Below are 15197 nucleotides of genomic sequence, written 5' to 3' on the forward strand. Positions count from 1 at the left end.
CTGTGGCTGCAGAAGATACGTCCGTTTCAGGTGTGTCCGGTCGTTATGCAACGGCCTTGTTTGAACTGGCCCGCGACCAGAATTTGGTCGACGCGGTCAAGGCCGATCTCGACAAATTCGATGCCCTGCTGAACGAGAGCGCTGATCTCAAGCGCCTCGTCCGCAGCCCGGTGTTCGCGGCCGATACCCAGTCCAAGGCCCTCTCGGCCGTGCTGGACAAGGCGGGTATCGCCGGCATCGCCGCCAACTTCCTGAAGGTGCTGACGGCCAACCGCCGCCTGTTCGCGGTGGCCGACGTCATCCACGCCTACCGCGCGCTCGTCGCCAAGTTCAAGGGCGAGACCACGGCCGACGTCACCGTGGCGGAAGCGCTCTCGGACAAGAATCTCGATGCCCTCAAGGTCGCCCTGAAGTCGGTGACCGGCAAGGATGTCGCGCTGAACGTGAAGGTTGATCCCTCGATCATCGGTGGCCTCGTCGTCAAGCTGGGCAGCCGCATGGTGGATGGTTCGCTTCGCACCAAACTCAATTCGATCAAGCACGCGATGAAAGAGGCAGGCTGATGGACATCCGCGCCGCGGAAATTTCCGCGATCCTCAAGGACCAGATCAAGAATTTCGGCCAGGAAGCTGAAGTCTCCGAAGTCGGACAGGTGCTGTCCGTCGGCGACGGTATCGCCCGCGTCTACGGTCTGGACAACGTCCAGGCCGGTGAAATGGTCGAGTTCGAGAACGGCACCCGCGGCATGGCGCTGAACCTCGAAACCGACAACGTCGGTGTCGTTATTTTCGGTGCCGACCGCGAGATCAAGGAAGGCCAGACCGTCAAGCGTACCCGCGCCATCGTGGACGCGCCGGTCGGCAAGGGCCTGCTCGGCCGCGTCGTCGACGCGCTCGGCAACCCGATCGACGGCAAGGGGCCGATCCAGGCCGACAAGCGCATGCGCGTCGACGTCAAGGCGCCGGGCATCATTCCGCGCAAGTCGGTGAACGAGCCGATGGCGACCGGCCTCAAGGCGATCGACGCCCTGATCCCGATCGGCCGCGGCCAGCGCGAGCTGATCATCGGCGACCGCCAGACCGGCAAGACCGCGATCGCGCTCGACACCATCCTGAACCAGAAGCCGCTCAACGCGCAGCCGGACGAGAACATCAAGCTGTACTGCGTCTACGTCGCGGTCGGCCAGAAGCGTTCCACCGTCGCCCAGTTCGTGAAGGTGCTGGAAGAGCAGGGCGCGCTCGAATATTCGATCGTCGTCGCCGCGACCGCCTCCGATCCGGCGCCGATGCAGTACATCGCGCCCTTCACCGGCTGCACCATGGGCGAGTACTTCCGCGACAACGGCATGCACGCGGTCATCATCTATGACGATCTGTCCAAGCAGGCCGTCGCCTACCGCCAGATGTCGCTGCTGCTGCGCCGCCCGCCGGGTCGCGAAGCCTATCCGGGCGACGTGTTCTATCTGCACTCCCGCCTGCTCGAGCGCGCGGCGAAGCTGAACAAGGAGCAGGGCTCGGGCTCGCTGACGGCGCTGCCGGTCATCGAAACCCAGGCCAACGACGTGTCGGCCTACATCCCGACCAACGTCATCTCGATCACCGACGGCCAGATCTTCCTGGAAACCGACCTGTTCTTCCAGGGTATCCGTCCCGCGGTGAACGTCGGTCTGTCGGTGTCGCGCGTCGGCTCCTCGGCGCAGACCAAGGCCACCAAGAAGGTTGCCGGCAAGATCAAGGGCGAGCTCGCGCAGTACCGCGAAATGGCGGCGTTCGCGCAGTTCGGCTCCGACCTCGACGCCTCGACCCAGCGCCTGCTTAATCGCGGCTCGCGCCTCACCGAGCTGTTGAAGCAGCCGCAATTCTCGCCGCTGAAGATGGAAGAGCAGGTCTGCGTGATCTGGGCCGGCACCAACGGCTATCTCGATCCGCTCCCGCTCAACAAGGTGCGCGCGTTCGAGGACGGCCTGCTCTCGCTGCTGCGCAGCAAGCACGCCGACATCCTCACCGCGATCCGCGATAGCCGCGACCTCTCCGACGACACGGCTGCCAAGCTGAAGTCGGCAGTCGAGGGTTTTGCGAAGAGCTTCGCGTAATCGAAGAACCGTCGTGGCCGGGCGTTCGCCCGGCCATCCACGTGCGCTGCGTGGAGACGAAGACGTGGATGCCCGGGACGAGCCCGGGCATGACGACTGGGATAGGCTAGCGGCTTGATCCAAGAGATCGAACCGTCGGGGACGAAGAATGGCGTCACTTAAAGACATGCGCGTCCGCATCGCCTCCACCAAGGCGACGCAAAAGATCACCAAGGCGATGCAGATGGTCGCCGCCTCCAAGCTGCGCCGCGCGCAGACCGCCGCGGAAGCGGCGCGTCCCTATGCCAACAAGATGAGCGCGGTGATCTCCAACATCGCCAGCGCCGCGGCGGGCTCGCCCGGCGCACCGGTATTGCTGGCCGGCACCGGCCGCGATCAGGTTCATCTGCTGCTGGTCTGCACCGGCGAGCGTGGCCTCTCCGGCGCCTTCAACTCCTCGATCGTGCGTCTCGCCCGCGAGCGCGCTCTGGCGCTGATCGCGCAGGGCAAGGAAGTGAAGTTCTTCTGCGTCGGCCGCAAGGGCTACGAGCAGCTCCGCCGCCTGTTCGACAAGCAGATCGTCGAGCACATGGACCTGCGCAGCGTGCGCCAGCTCGGTTTCGTCAACGCCGAGGAGATCGCCAAGAAGGTTCTGGTGCGCTTCGACAACGGCGAGTTCGACGTCTGCACGCTGTTCTACTCGCAATTCAAGTCGGTGATCGCACAGGTCCCGACCGCTCAGCAGATCATTCCGCTGGTGATCGAGGAAGGCGGTGCGAACGGCAGCGCGACCTCCTACGAATACGAGCCGGAAGAGGACGAGATCCTCACCCGCCTGCTGCCGCGCAACCTCGCGGTCCAGATCTTCCGCGCGCTGCTTGAGAACAACGCCTCGTTCTACGGCGCGCAGATGAGCGCGATGGACAACGCCACGCGCAACGCCGGCGAAATGATCCGCAAGCAGACGCTGGTCTACAACCGCACGCGTCAGGCTCAGATCACCAAGGAACTCATCGAAATCATCTCCGGCGCAGAAGCAGTCTGACCGGACACGAAATTCGGATCGAAGGAGACAGTAAATGGCTACAGCAGCCACACAGATCGGTCGCGTTACCCAGGTCATGGGCGCCGTCGTCGACGTGCAGTTCGAAGGCCACCTGCCGGCCATTCTCAATTCGCTGGAGACCAAGAACGGCAACAACCGCCTGGTGCTGGAAGTCGCGCAGCATCTCGGCGAGTCGACCGTCCGCACGATCGCGATGGACGCCACCGAAGGTCTGGTGCGCGGCCAGGAAGTGACCGACACCGGTCAGCCGATCTCGGTTCCCGTCGGTGACGGCACGCTCGGCCGCATCATGAACGTCATCGGCGAGCCGATCGACGAGGCCGGCCCGATCAAGTCGGAAGGCATCCGCGCCATCCACCAGGAAGCGCCGACCTATACCGACCAGTCGACCGAAGCCGAAATTCTCGTCACCGGCATCAAGGTCGTCGACCTCCTCGCTCCCTATGCCAAGGGCGGCAAGATCGGCCTGTTCGGCGGCGCCGGCGTCGGCAAGACCGTGCTGATTCAGGAGCTGATCAACAACGTCGCGAAGGCGCACGGCGGCTACTCCGTGTTCGCCGGCGTCGGCGAGCGCACCCGCGAGGGCAACGATCTCTATCACGAGTTCATCGAGTCCAAGGTCAACGCCGATCCGAAGAACCCCGATCCGAGCGTGAAGTCCAAATGCGCGCTGGTGTTCGGCCAGATGAACGAGCCGCCGGGCGCCCGCGCTCGCGTCGGCCTGACCGGTCTGACTGTCGCCGAGCACTTCCGCGACCAGGGCCAGGACGTGCTGTTCTTCGTCGACAACATCTTCCGCTTCACGCAAGCCGGTTCGGAAGTGTCGGCGCTGCTCGGCCGTATTCCGAGCGCCGTGGGTTATCAGCCGACGCTCGCCACCGACATGGGCGCGCTGCAGGAGCGCATCACCACCACGCAGAAGGGCTCGATCACATCGGTGCAGGCCATCTACGTCCCGGCCGACGACCTGACCGACCCGGCGCCCGCCACATCGTTCGCTCACTTGGACGCCACCACGGTGCTGTCGCGTGCGATCTCGGAAAAGGGCATCTATCCGGCGGTGGACCCGCTCGACTCGACCTCGCGCATGCTCTCGCCGCTGGTCGTCGGCGAGGAGCATTACGCCATCGCCCGTCAGGTCCAGCAGGTGCTGCAGCGCTATAAGTCGCTCCAGGACATCATCGCCATTCTCGGCATGGACGAGCTCTCGGAAGAGGACAAGCTGACGGTGGCCCGCGCCCGCAAGATCGAGCGCTTCCTGTCGCAGCCGTTCCACGTCGCCGAAATCTTCACGGGCTCGCCGGGCAAGTTCGTCGATCTCGCCGACACCATCAAGGGCTTCAAGGGCTTGGTGGAAGGCAAGTACGACCACCTGCCGGAAGCTGCCTTCTACATGGTCGGCACCATCGAAGAAGCCGTCGAGAAGGGCAAGAAGCTGGCGGCGGAAGCGGCTTAATTCTCGGTGTCATTGCCGGGCTTGACCCGGCAATCCATCAAGAAAGAGTTTTGATGGATGGACCCGCGGGTCAAGCCCGCGGGTGACAAGTGAAGAGAACGGAAACAACCATGGCCACCTTCCATTTCGATCTCGTCTCTCCGGAAAAGCTCGCCTTCTCGGGCGAGGTCGACCAGGTCGACATCCCCGGCGTCGAGGGTGATTTCGGCGTGCTGGCGGGGCATGCGCCGGTCGTGGCTGCGGTCCGGCCCGGCATCCTCACCGTCACCACCGGCGGCCGCCACGAGAAGATCATCGTGCTGGGCGGTCTCGCCGAGGTCTCCGAAAACGGCCTGACGGTGCTCGCCGACGTCGCGACGTCGCTGGCCGAGCTCGACCGTGCGCAGTTCGCCGAAACCATCGCGGAGATGGAAGAGAATCTGAAGGAGCACGAAGGCTCCGAGCTCGATCAGGCCATCGAGCGGCTCGACCACTTTAAGAGCATCCAGCATCAGCTCAACGCCACGGCTATGCACTAAGCCCCGGGGCACCGCTCCGGGGCTCGATCTCCAAATTCCTGAACAGTTTCAGCGCTCGTCACGGTCGTGGCGGGCGCTGAAACTTTATTGCGCTATCGCTGGCGCTGTCGCCTATTTTATCGCGGCGCCTCAGACGCTTCGCTACTGTGTGCATGGGGTTGTTTTCGAGAGTTCAGTCGGCGAGGTGCGCAAACTCTTGTGCCACCGCGCGGTAGACCTCGCGGCGGAACGGCACCACGAGGTCGGCGACACGGTCGAGGCGCTCCCAGCGCCAGGCGTCGAACTCGGCGGGCTGGCCGTTGCGCGGCGTCAGCGGATCGATCTCGTCGTCCGTGCCGGTGAAGCGCAGCGCGAACCATTTCTGGCGCTGGCCGCGAAATTTTGCGAGGCGGTGCGTCTGCGGTCCGTCGTAAGGCGGGAATTCATAGGTGAACCAGTCGGTCTCGCCGAGATAGTCGGCACTGACGACGTTGGTCTCCTCCCACAGCTCGCGCATCGCCGCATCACGCAGGTTCTCGCCCTCGTCGACACCGCCCTGCGGCATCTGCCAGTCGAGCCCCGGCAGGATGATCTCGGGCCCATCGCCCTTGAAGCGATGGCCGATCAGCACGCGGCCGTCGGCGTTGAACAGCGCGATGCCGACGTTGGGACGGTAGGGTTTTTCATTGGTCATCTTGTCATTCCGGGGCGCGCGGACCGCGAGCCCGGAATCCATAACCACAGGCGGTAGTCGGTTTAAAGGACGTCGCTGCTATCCTTCGCACAACTTCTGCCTGGGAGTATGGATCCCCGCCTTCGCGGGGATGACGGGCGAGAGAGCCGCGACAGGTGATCTGATCACCCCTCCGCCAGCGCAGAAAATTCCTGCACCACGCGCTCATAGACCGGGCGCTTGAACGGGATGATCAATTCAGGGAGATTCTTCATCGACTCCCAGCGCCAGCTCACGAATTCCGCCTTGTGGCCGCCGCCGCCGGGATGCTCGACGTTGATCTCGCTGTCCTTGCCGGTGAAGCGCACCGCGTACCATTTCTGGCGCTGGCCGCGGTAGCGGCCCTTCCAAGCGCGCCCGGCAACGGTGCGCGGAATGTCGTAAGTGAGCCAGTCCGGGACTTCGCCGAGCCGCTCGACGGAGCGCACGCTGGTCTCCTCGTAGAGCTCGCGCTTGGCCGCCTCCCAGGTGTCCTCGCCGGGATCGACCCCACCCTGAGGCATCTGCCAGACATGGGTGTCGTCGACATGCTCGATGCCGCCGGCGCGGCGGCCAATGAACACCAGTCCCTTTGGATTGATCAGCATCACGCCGACGCAGGTCCGGTAGGGCAGATCCTCGTAACGCGCCATTCCGCCAGACCTCTTGCCTGCTTCTTGGGAAGGCATGCCGGCCCCGCGAGACCCGCGCCGATCCAATTCGTTGATTTAGCTGGATTTTGATTTCAGCATCGCGGTTGTCAATGGCACCAAAAGGATACCTCGGTCGCCCAATGTCTTGGTCCAGGCGCTGATACGCTCGATCGAGACGGGCAAGGCGGAGGCCGTGCCGACGGCGATGCCGCGCTCGCGCGCCGCCGATTCCAGCTTGTTGAGGGCGCGGTCGATCTCGGTCGCCGTCGGCACCGCGTCGATGGCGATATCGCCCTTGCCGAACGGCACGGCCTGGTTGGCCGCGGCCTGGGGCGCGATGCTGCGGGGCGAGGAGCCGTCGTCGAAGAAGCCGAGGCCGCGCTTGGCCGCCTCGCGGATGATCGGCTGCATCGCCGGCTCCGTGGCGATGAAGCGGGCGCCCATGAAATTGGTGAGGCCGGCATAGCCCTGCATCCGGCTGAGGTGCCAGTACAGGCGGTCCATGTTCTGGTCGGGGCTGAGCGAGGTCAGCAGCGTCTGCGGCCCCGGATCGTTGTCGGGGAAGTCGTAGGGCTCCATCGGGATCTGGAGGAAGATCTCGTGGCGCTGCGCCCGCGCCCGCTCGGCGAGCTTGCCGGGGTCGGAGCCGTAGGGCGTGAAGGCCAGCGTCACCGCCGGCGGCAGCTTCATGATGGCGTCCAGGGTCTTGGCGGCGCCGACGCCGAGGCCGCCGATCACGATCGCGACCACCGGCATCTTGGCGGCCTTGGCGCGGTCGGCGTCCGCCGCATAGACGTTGAACGGCCTAAGCCCGTCGGCGACCACCGGGATCATGCCGTAGCGCGATTTCTCCAGCAGCTTCGGATTGATCCCGGTCATGACGGGCGGCGGGGCGGAGGCCTCACTCTTGTCCGCAGTATCGCCCCCGCCGATCACCACGTCGCGGCGGGCGCCGGTGGAGCCGTCGATCATGGTGATGGTCTTCTGCTCGCCGGGCGCGGCCTGCTTCGGCGCTTCCTTGGTCTCGTGCTTACCCTCCGGCTTGCTCTCTGCGCCGGCGCCGGACGCGGCCGGTTTCTCGTCCGTGGCAGTGGGAGCGCGGATCGCGAGCCTGGCCATCGGCTCGCCGCCGAGCGGATCCGTGTTGAAGATGGCGAAGCCGGCAAAGGTAACCAGGAACAGGCCGAGCACGACGGCGAACAGCTGCATGGCAGTGAACGGCAGCCGCAGCCGGCGTTTCCGGCGCGGCTTGTCCTGTCCGAGCGGGGCGCTCAGATCATCGGCCGTCTCAGTCATGCGCGATCCCGAATCAATCGGGCGACGATACCACGGCGGGGTCAAGCGGCGGCAGGCCGGGTGAGGCCGGGGGCCACCGGAGTTCCAAGCAAAAAGGGCGGCTTCAGGAAGCCGCCCTTTCGAGATCGCGTGTAGCGCCGACTTAATTCGCCGCTTTGGGCCTGTCGGCCGCCGCCTTGTTGTCGCCGCCCGGGGTCGGCGCGGCGGAGGCGCTGTTCTTGATGCCGTGGAGCAGGTCGCCGGCGAGCTTGAGCGCCTTGTCGTCCTTGGCGTCCGGCGGGACGTAGGACTGCGAGCCCGTCTTCTCGTCGCCGTCGTTCTTCAGGTGGCCGCGCAGCGAAGCCTCGCCCTTGGTGTCGGTGCGCGACTTCAGCTCGTCCGGCACGTCCTGGAGCACTTCGATATCGGGCACGATGCCCTTGGCCTGGATCGACTTGCCCGACGGCGTGTAATAGCGCGCGGTGGTCAGCCGCAGCGCGCCGTTGCCGCTGCCCAGCGGAATGATGGTCTGCACCGAGCCCTTGCCGAACGAGCGCGTGCCGACGATGGTCGCGCGCTTGTGGTCCTGCAGCGCGCCGGCGACGATTTCCGACGCCGAGGCCGAGCCGCCATTGACCAGCACGATGACCGGCCTGCCCTTGGTCAGGTCGCCCGCATGCGCGGCGCGGCGCTGGGTCTCCTCGGCATTGCGGCCGCGGGTCGAGACGATCTCGCCCTTCTCGAGGAACGAGTCGGAGACGGTGACAGCTTCCTCGAGCAGGCCGCCTGGATTGTTGCGGAGGTCGATGATGAAGCCCTTGAGCTTGTCGCCGCCGATCTGGTTCGTGAGGTTGCCGATCTCGCGCTTCAGGCCTTCAGTGGTCTGCTCGTTGAAGGTGGTGATGCGGATATAGCCGATGTCGTCCTGCTCGACGCGCGCGCGCACCGAGCGGACGCGGATATTGTCGCGCACCAGCGTGACGTCGAGCGGATTGTCCTGGCCCTTGCGGATGATCTTGAGCTTGATCTTGGTGTTGACCGGACCGCGCATCTTCTCGACCGCCTGGTTCAGGGTCAGGCCCTGCACCGCCTCGTCGTCGAGATTGGTGATGATGTCGTTGGCCATGATGCCGGCGCGCGACGCGGGCGTGTCGTCGATCGGCGAGACCACCTTGATCAGGCCGTCCTCCATCGTGACCTCGATGCCGAGGCCGCCGAACTCGCCGCGGGTCTGCACCTGCATGTCGCGGAAGCTCTTCGCGTCCATGTAGCTCGAGTGCGGATCGAGGCCGGTGAGCATGCCGCTGATGGCGGATTCGATCAGCTTGGTGTCATCGGGCTTCTCGACATAGTCGGAGCGCACGCGCTCGAACACGTCGCCGAACAGGTTAAGCTGGCGATAGGTGTCCGCGGTGGCGGCTCGCGCGCTGGAGCCCATGAACACCGCGCGCGGCTGGGTCACGAACAGCGTCAGCGCCGCACCGGTGGCGGCGCTGAGGAGGATTACTGAAGTCTTGCGCATCATCCGCGAACCTTCTCGCCTTCATTTGCGGCCCACCATGGGCCTGGATCGATTGGAGTGCCGTCTTTACGGAACTCGACATACAGCACAGGTTGACTCGCATTGGTGGCGAGAATGGAAGCGACCTGAGAGGTCGACCCCATGGTCGCGACCGGCTCCCCCGTGAGCACAAACTGGCCGATGTTGACCGAAATGCGCTCCATCCCGGCGATCAGGACATGATACCCGCCCCCGGCATTGAGGATCAAGAGTTGTCCATAGCTGCGGAATGGGCCGGCATACACAACCCAGCCATCACACGGCGTCGTGACCTGGGCGCCGGGCTTGGTCGCCAGCGAAATGCCCTTCTGGACGCCGCCGGCCCCGTCGGAACCGCCAAAGTCCCTGATCTTGTTACCGTTAACCGGAAGCGGCAGGAGACCCCTGGCCGAGGCAAAGGCGATCGCCGGGGTGGTGCGGGACTTGTCCTTGAACGCGCCCGGGCCCTGTTTGGCGCTGGCGGCCGCGTTTGCCGCCGCCAGTTTGGCCTCCTTGGCCTCGGCCTGCCTTGCGGCCTCTGCGGCTTTCTCGGCCGCCCTGGCGGCGGTTTGCAGGTCCTGCTCCATCTTGGCGATCAGCCCCTGGAGATCGCCGACCTGCCTTGACAGTGCGATCGCGCGCGCGCTTTCGGCATCGAGGTCTTTTTCCCGTGCGGACTGCTGACGCTGCCGTTCCTCGATCAGGGCGGTGAGCCGGGTCTGGTCGCTCCTGACCTTGTCGCGGTCGGAGGCGAGCTGATCGCGCTCGGTGGCGATGGTCTTGCGCAAAGCCACGAGCTCGCCGAGCTCGCTTGCGATCTTCTCGGCGCGGCCGCGCAATTCCGGCACGACGGCGCCAAGCAGCATCGCGGTGCGCAAGGATTGCAGCGCATCTTCGGGCCGCACCAGCAGCGCCGGCGGCGTGCGCCGGCCGGCGCGCTGCAAGGCCGCCAGCACCTCGACGATGTCGGCACGGCGCGAATCCAGCGAAGCGCGCATCTGCTGCTCGCGGCCGTTCAGCGTTCGCAGCCGCGCCTCGGCCTCGTCGATCTTGGTTTCCACGGCGCGCACATTGGCGGCGGTGTCGATCAGCTGCTGATTGAGCTGGGTGCGGTCCTGGCCAAGCGCGGTGATCTCGGCCTTCAGCTTGGCTTGCGCTTCTTCCGCGCTTCGTTGCCTCGCTCGCGCGGCCTCCAGCTCCTGCTCGCGCTGCTTGATCGCGTCGGGCGACACCGCCGCGGTCTGCGGCGGCGCCGGCGTCTGAGCTTGCGCGAGGCTTTCTTCGGCGAAGAGGCTTGCTTCGGCGAAGAGGCTTGCGCCGGCGAGGCCGGTGATCAGCAGGAGGTTGAGGAGCGGCGCTCGCATCGTGTCGGCAAAGGTGCTCGTTGTGGCGCGCATCATGCGCGGTGATAGGGATGGCCGGCCAGGATGGTGGCGGCCCGATACAGCTGTTCCAGAAGCATGACGCGGACCATTTGGTGCGGCCAGGTCGCAGAGCCGAACGCGATCGCGAGCTTGGCCTTACGGCGCAATTCGGGCGAAAGTCCGTCCGCCCCTCCGATCACGAAGATAGTATGTCCGGCGCCTTCGTCGCGCCAGCGCGCCAGATGCCGTGCGAATACGGTGGATTCCAGATTCTGGCCGCGCTCGTCCAGCGCCACCAGGATCGCCTTGTCAGGAATATGCGCCGAGATCGCCGCGGCCTCTTCAGCCATCCGCGTTGCGGCGTCGCGCGCGCGGCTTTCGGCAACTTCATAGACACTGAGCCCGCGGAAGCCGAGTTTGCCGCCGGCTTCGCAGTACCGTTCGAAATAGCGGTCTGCAAGCTCCCGTTCGGGGCCCTGCTTCAGCCGGCCCACCGCAATGACAGCAACACGCATGATTTTCGAGTCGCGTTGACGAGACCGCGCGCAACACGCGCGCGCACGACGCTAGCATGCGCGTCAGCCGATTCGAAATCGGCCTTTGAGCCTAGATCGCCTTCGCCGCCCCTGGGCCCTGCGTGTACAACCTCTCGAGGTTGTAGAACTCGCGGACCTCGGGTCGGAACACGTGCACGATCACCTCGCCGGAATCGATCAGCACCCAGTCGCAATTGGGCAAGCCCTCGACATGGATGTTCTTGATGCCGTTTTCCTTGAGGCTCTTGGTGACGTTTTCCGCGATCGCGCCGACGTGCCGGTTCACCCGGCCGGTGGTGACGATCATGTAGTCGGAGTACGCCGATTTGCCGCGAAGGTCGATGGTGACCGTCTCTTCCGCCTTCATGTCCTCGAGGCGGGAGAGGATCAGGCTCAGCGTCTTGTCGGCGTCGGGTTGCGCCTTCAAGGCCGCAGCTTTGGTCGATGTTTTACGCGTAGGCTTGGCAACCTTGGGTAAAACAGGCTTGGACAATACAGATGCGGTCAGGGACCATTCCTTTCACTGTATCGCGAACGCCGAATCCGGGCGCCCACTGGTTACACTACATCATGTGGGGTTAAGGGTTTCAATATGCCAGAGAGACCGAAATCCCCACCAGGTCCGCACACTTCGTCTCACTTCGTACCTTTCCAGCTCCCGTCCGGGTTCCGTAGGCCGGTGGATGAGAGATTCAGCTTCAATCCGGTCAGGAACACCCAGGCCGGTGCCGGCCGATCTGCAAGCTGGACCGCCTTGTTCTCGGGCAGACGGTAGCGCGATAACGCCTGGGCCGCGGGCGAGCCGAGCGCACGAAAACTCTGCGGGGGGCGATCGATCACTGCCATCGGCACCTGGGCGGCGATGCGCCGCCAGTCCTGCCAACGATGGAATTGAGCGAGATTGTCGGCGCCCATGATCCAGACAAAGCGCAAGCCAGGGAAGCGGCGGCGCAAGGTGTTGATCGTGTCGATAGTATAGCGGGTGCGAATGACGGATTCGAGACAGCTCACCTCGATGCGCGGATCATCGGCGACCTCGCGCGCGGCCTGCATGCGCTCGCCGAGCTCGTGCAGCGTGCCGTTCTCCTTGAGCGGGTTGCCTGGTGTGACCAGCCACCAGACGCGATCGAGCTGCAATCGCTTCAGCGCGAAGCGGCTGATCGCGCGGTGCGCCTGATGCGGCGGGTTGAACGAGCCGCCGAGCAGGCCGATGCGCATGCCCGGCGTCGAGGGCGGAACCGCTTGCGCCACGAAGCGCGGCACGACGAGATTGTTGCTCAATGCCCGCGCCCCGCGACGTCTACGGCCGGGTCTGTCCGGTGCCGCGGACGCGATATTTGAAGCTCGTCAATTGCTCGGCGCCGACCGGGCCGCGGGCGTGGAAGCGGCCGGTGGCAATGCCGATCTCGGCGCCGAACCCGAACTCGCCGCCATCGGCAAACTGCGTCGAAGCGTTGTGGAGCACGATCGCGGAATCGACCTCGCTCAGGAACTTGCTCGCCGCAGCCTCATCCGCGCTCACGATTGCATCGGTGTGATGCGAGCCGTGGTCCTGGATGTGCGCGATCGCGCCCTCGACGCCGTCCACCACTTTCGCCGCGATGATCGCGTCGAGATATTCGGTGTCCCAATCCTCCTCGCTCGCCGGCTTGACGCGCGCATCGGTCTTCTGCACGGCCTCGTCGCCGCGGACCTCGCAGCCGGCATCGAGCAGCATCTCGACCAGCGGCTTCAGGCTCGATGCAGCGGCGGCACGATCGACCAGCAGCGTCTCGGCCGCGCCGCAGACGCCGGTGCGTCGCATCTTGGCATTGAGCACGATCGACTTCGCCATGGCGAGGTCGGCGCTGCCGTCGACATAGACGTGGTTGACGCCTTCGAGATGCGCGAAGACAGGCACGCGCGCTTCCTGCTCGACGCGCGCGACGAGGCTCTTGCCGCCGCGCGGCACGATCACGTCGATGGCGCCGCTCAGCCCCGACAGCATCATGCCGACCGCGGCGCGGTCGCGCGTCGGCACCAGCGTGATCGCAGCTTCCGGCAGGCCGGCTTCGCGCAGGCCCTGCACCAGGCACTCATGGATGGCGCGGCAGGAGCGGAAACTGTCCGAGCCGCCGCGCAGGATCACGGCATTGCCCGACTTCAGGCACAGCACGCCGGCATCGGCCGCAACGTTCGGCCGGCTCTCGAAGATCACGCCGACGACGCCGAGCGGCACGCGGACGCGCTCGATGGACATGCCGTTCGGCCGCTGCCAGCGCTCGGTGACGACGCCGATGGGATCGGCGATGCCGCGCACAATGCCGATGCCTTCGGCCATGCCCTCGATGCGCGCCGGCGTCAGCGTCAGGCGGTCGATGAAGGAGGAGGTCATGTTGCCGGAGGCGCGGGCCTCCGCGACGTCCTCGGCATTGGCGGCAAGAATCGCGGCCGAGTTGGCGCGGATTGCCCGCTCCATCGCCTCGAGCGCGCGGTTCTTCTGCTCCGGCGGCGCCAGCGCCAGCACGCGCGCGGCAGCGCGGGCACGGGTTCCGAGATCGGACATCAGCGCCTGAAGATCGGCATTGCCGTCAACGGCTTTGAGGGGGGCGGCCATGGGGTCAAAACCTTCTGCTAAGGCGGTGTCCTAGCACGGAAATCCCGCTTTTGCGAAGGGCGGGGAGGGTATGGCAGGGGTTCGGGTAGCGGGCCGGCTGGGCCTCTGGCCTAGCTCCGGCGTCATGGCCGGGACAAGCCTGGGCATGACGGCTTGTTCGGCCCTTACCCGCCCACCACCAGATCGTCCCGATGGATCATCTCCGCGCGGCCGCTGATGCCGAGGATGGTCATCACATCCGGGGAGGAGCGGCCCTTGATCCGCTCGGCATCATCGACGTCATAGGCGATCAGGCCGCGGCCGACCTCGCTGCCGTCGGGGCCGCGCACGATCACGGCATCGCCGCGGGCGAACTGGCCCTCGACCTTGATCACGCCGGCCGGCAGCAGGCTGGCGCCGGCACGCAGCGCGGTCACGGCACCGGCATCGATGGTGAGCGTGCCCTTCGGCTCCAGCGTGCCGGCGATCCAGCGTTTGCGCGAGGTGATGGGATTGGCCGGCGTCAGGAACCAGGTGCAGCGGCCGCCATTGGCGATCGCCTGCAAGGGATGCTCGATCTTGCCGGAGGCGATCAGCATATGCGTGCCTCCGGTCGTCGCGATCTTGGCGGCCTCGACCTTGGTGCGCATGCCGCCGCGCGAAAACTCGGACTCGGCATCGCCCGCCACCGCCTCGATCTCCGAGGAGATGCTGTCGACGACGGGAATGAGTTTTGCGTTCGGGTTGTTCTTCGGCGGGGCGTTGTAGAGCCCGTCGATGTCGGACAGCAGCACCAGCAGGTCTGCGCTCGCCATGGTCGCGACGCGCGCGGCGAGGCGATCATTGTCGCCGTAGCGGATCTCGGTGGTCGCCACCGTGTCGTTCTCGTTGATCACGGGGATCGCGCGCCATTCCAGGAGCTTGCCGATGGTGGAGCGCGCGTTGAGATAGCGGCGGCGCTCCTCGGTGTCCTGCAGCGTCACCAGGATCTGGCCGGCGCCGATACCGTGGGCGCCAAGCACCTCCGACCAGATCCGCGCCAGCGCGATCTGGCCGACCGCGGCTGCGGCCTGGCTCTCTTCCAGCTTCAGCGGTCCGCGCGGCAATTTCAGCCGGCTGCGGCCGAGCGCGATCGAGCCGGAGGAGACGACGAGGACGTCGCGCCCTTCCTTGTGCAGCTTGGCCATGTCGTCGGCGAGCGCAGCGAGCCAGGACGCGCGCACCTCGCCCTTGTCGGAATCGACCAGCAGCGCTGAGCCGACCTTGACGACGATGCGGCGGAATTGACTGAGTTCGGGGCTGGCCATGTCTCTGTGTGCTGGCGAATGACGGCGAAGCGACAGGCGGCGCCGATAAGCCCTGCTTTTGCAGCAGGACGGGGACCGGCGCAAGGCAGCCGGATGGTAAACGGTGTACGTTTGCCTTGCGTCAGCCCGTCCATCTGGCTCAAAT

The 15197-nt window shown here is 65.7% G+C and carries 15 protein-coding genes; 5 read left to right on the forward strand and 10 right to left on the reverse strand.

Features of this window, described 5'->3' with window-relative positions; all coding sequences use genetic code 11:
• Positions 1-2: 2 nt before the first annotated feature.
• From P0R31_RS34375 to P0R31_RS34395, 5 genes are all read left to right on the forward strand, one after another.
• On the forward strand, positions 3-563 hold the full coding sequence (locus tag P0R31_RS34375; RefSeq protein WP_275519151.1) for a F0F1 ATP synthase subunit delta: 561 nt from the start codon (positions 3-5) through the stop codon (positions 561-563).
• The gene (atpA, locus tag P0R31_RS34380) at positions 563-2092 is read left to right on the forward strand and encodes a F0F1 ATP synthase subunit alpha (RefSeq protein WP_275519152.1); all 1530 of its coding nucleotides are present in this window, start codon (positions 563-565) and stop codon (positions 2090-2092) included. Before P0R31_RS34375 ends, atpA begins: the two co-directional genes overlap by 1 nt.
• A 148-nt stretch (positions 2093-2240) precedes the next feature.
• Positions 2241-3116, forward strand: coding sequence for a F0F1 ATP synthase subunit gamma (locus tag P0R31_RS34385; RefSeq protein WP_275519153.1), 876 nt, complete (start codon positions 2241-2243; stop codon positions 3114-3116).
• Positions 3117-3150: 34 nt separating this feature from the next.
• On the forward strand, positions 3151-4593 hold the full coding sequence (gene atpD / locus P0R31_RS34390; RefSeq protein ID WP_275519154.1) for a F0F1 ATP synthase subunit beta: 1443 nt from the start codon (positions 3151-3153) through the stop codon (positions 4591-4593).
• 110 nt (positions 4594-4703) lie between these two features.
• Positions 4704-5111, forward strand: coding sequence for a F0F1 ATP synthase subunit epsilon (locus P0R31_RS34395; protein ID WP_275519155.1), 408 nt, complete (start codon positions 4704-4706; stop codon positions 5109-5111).
• 172 nt (positions 5112-5283) lie between these two features.
• On the opposite strand, the gene P0R31_RS34400 is transcribed toward P0R31_RS34395, so the two are convergent.
• The 10 genes from P0R31_RS34400 to proB form a co-directional block, all read right to left on the reverse strand.
• Positions 5284-5784, reverse strand: a complete 501-nt coding sequence (locus P0R31_RS34400; RefSeq protein WP_275519156.1) for an RNA pyrophosphohydrolase — start codon at positions 5782-5784, stop codon at positions 5284-5286.
• Positions 5785-5948: 164 nt separating this feature from the next.
• A complete protein-coding gene (locus tag P0R31_RS34405) occupies positions 5949-6455 on the reverse strand; it encodes an RNA pyrophosphohydrolase (protein ID WP_036024645.1) in 507 nt (168 codons plus the stop codon).
• A 75-nt stretch (positions 6456-6530) separates the two neighbouring features.
• Complete coding sequence (locus P0R31_RS34410; protein WP_275519157.1) at positions 6531-7751, reverse strand: divergent polysaccharide deacetylase family protein; 1221 nt, start codon at positions 7749-7751, stop codon at positions 6531-6533.
• A 142-nt stretch (positions 7752-7893) separates the two neighbouring features.
• Positions 7894-9255 (reverse strand): S41 family peptidase, encoded by a 1362-nt coding sequence (locus P0R31_RS34415; RefSeq protein WP_275519158.1) that lies wholly within the window; start codon positions 9253-9255, stop codon positions 7894-7896.
• A complete protein-coding gene (locus tag P0R31_RS34420; RefSeq protein WP_275519183.1) occupies positions 9252-10634 on the reverse strand; it encodes a murein hydrolase activator EnvC family protein in 1383 nt (460 codons plus the stop codon). The genes P0R31_RS34415 and P0R31_RS34420 overlap by 4 nt, the downstream gene beginning before the upstream one ends.
• A gap of 32 nt (positions 10635-10666) precedes the next feature.
• On the reverse strand, positions 10667-11149 hold the full coding sequence (gene rlmH / locus P0R31_RS34425; protein WP_275519159.1) for a 23S rRNA (pseudouridine(1915)-N(3))-methyltransferase RlmH: 483 nt from the start codon (positions 11147-11149) through the stop codon (positions 10667-10669).
• A gap of 91 nt (positions 11150-11240) precedes the next feature.
• Entirely contained in the window at positions 11241-11597 is a 357-nt protein-coding gene (rsfS, locus tag P0R31_RS34430) for a ribosome silencing factor (RefSeq protein ID WP_275519160.1), read from the reverse strand.
• 209 nt (positions 11598-11806) lie between these two features.
• Positions 11807-12451: a nicotinate-nucleotide adenylyltransferase gene (locus P0R31_RS34435; protein ID WP_036024650.1), complete on the reverse strand. Its 645-nt coding sequence runs from the start codon at positions 12449-12451 to the stop codon at positions 11807-11809.
• A 19-nt stretch (positions 12452-12470) separates the two neighbouring features.
• A complete protein-coding gene (locus tag P0R31_RS34440; RefSeq protein WP_275519161.1) occupies positions 12471-13766 on the reverse strand; it encodes a glutamate-5-semialdehyde dehydrogenase in 1296 nt (431 codons plus the stop codon).
• Between the two features lie 164 nt (positions 13767-13930).
• Positions 13931-15052 (reverse strand): glutamate 5-kinase, encoded by a 1122-nt coding sequence (proB, locus tag P0R31_RS34445; protein ID WP_275519162.1) that lies wholly within the window; start codon positions 15050-15052, stop codon positions 13931-13933.
• Positions 15053-15197: the final 145 nt, after the last annotated feature.

Origin of the sequence: Bradyrhizobium yuanmingense (genome assembly GCF_029167105.1) — a bacterium.
In the GTDB taxonomy this organism is placed as follows: domain Bacteria; phylum Pseudomonadota; class Alphaproteobacteria; order Rhizobiales; family Xanthobacteraceae; genus Bradyrhizobium; species Bradyrhizobium yuanmingense_A.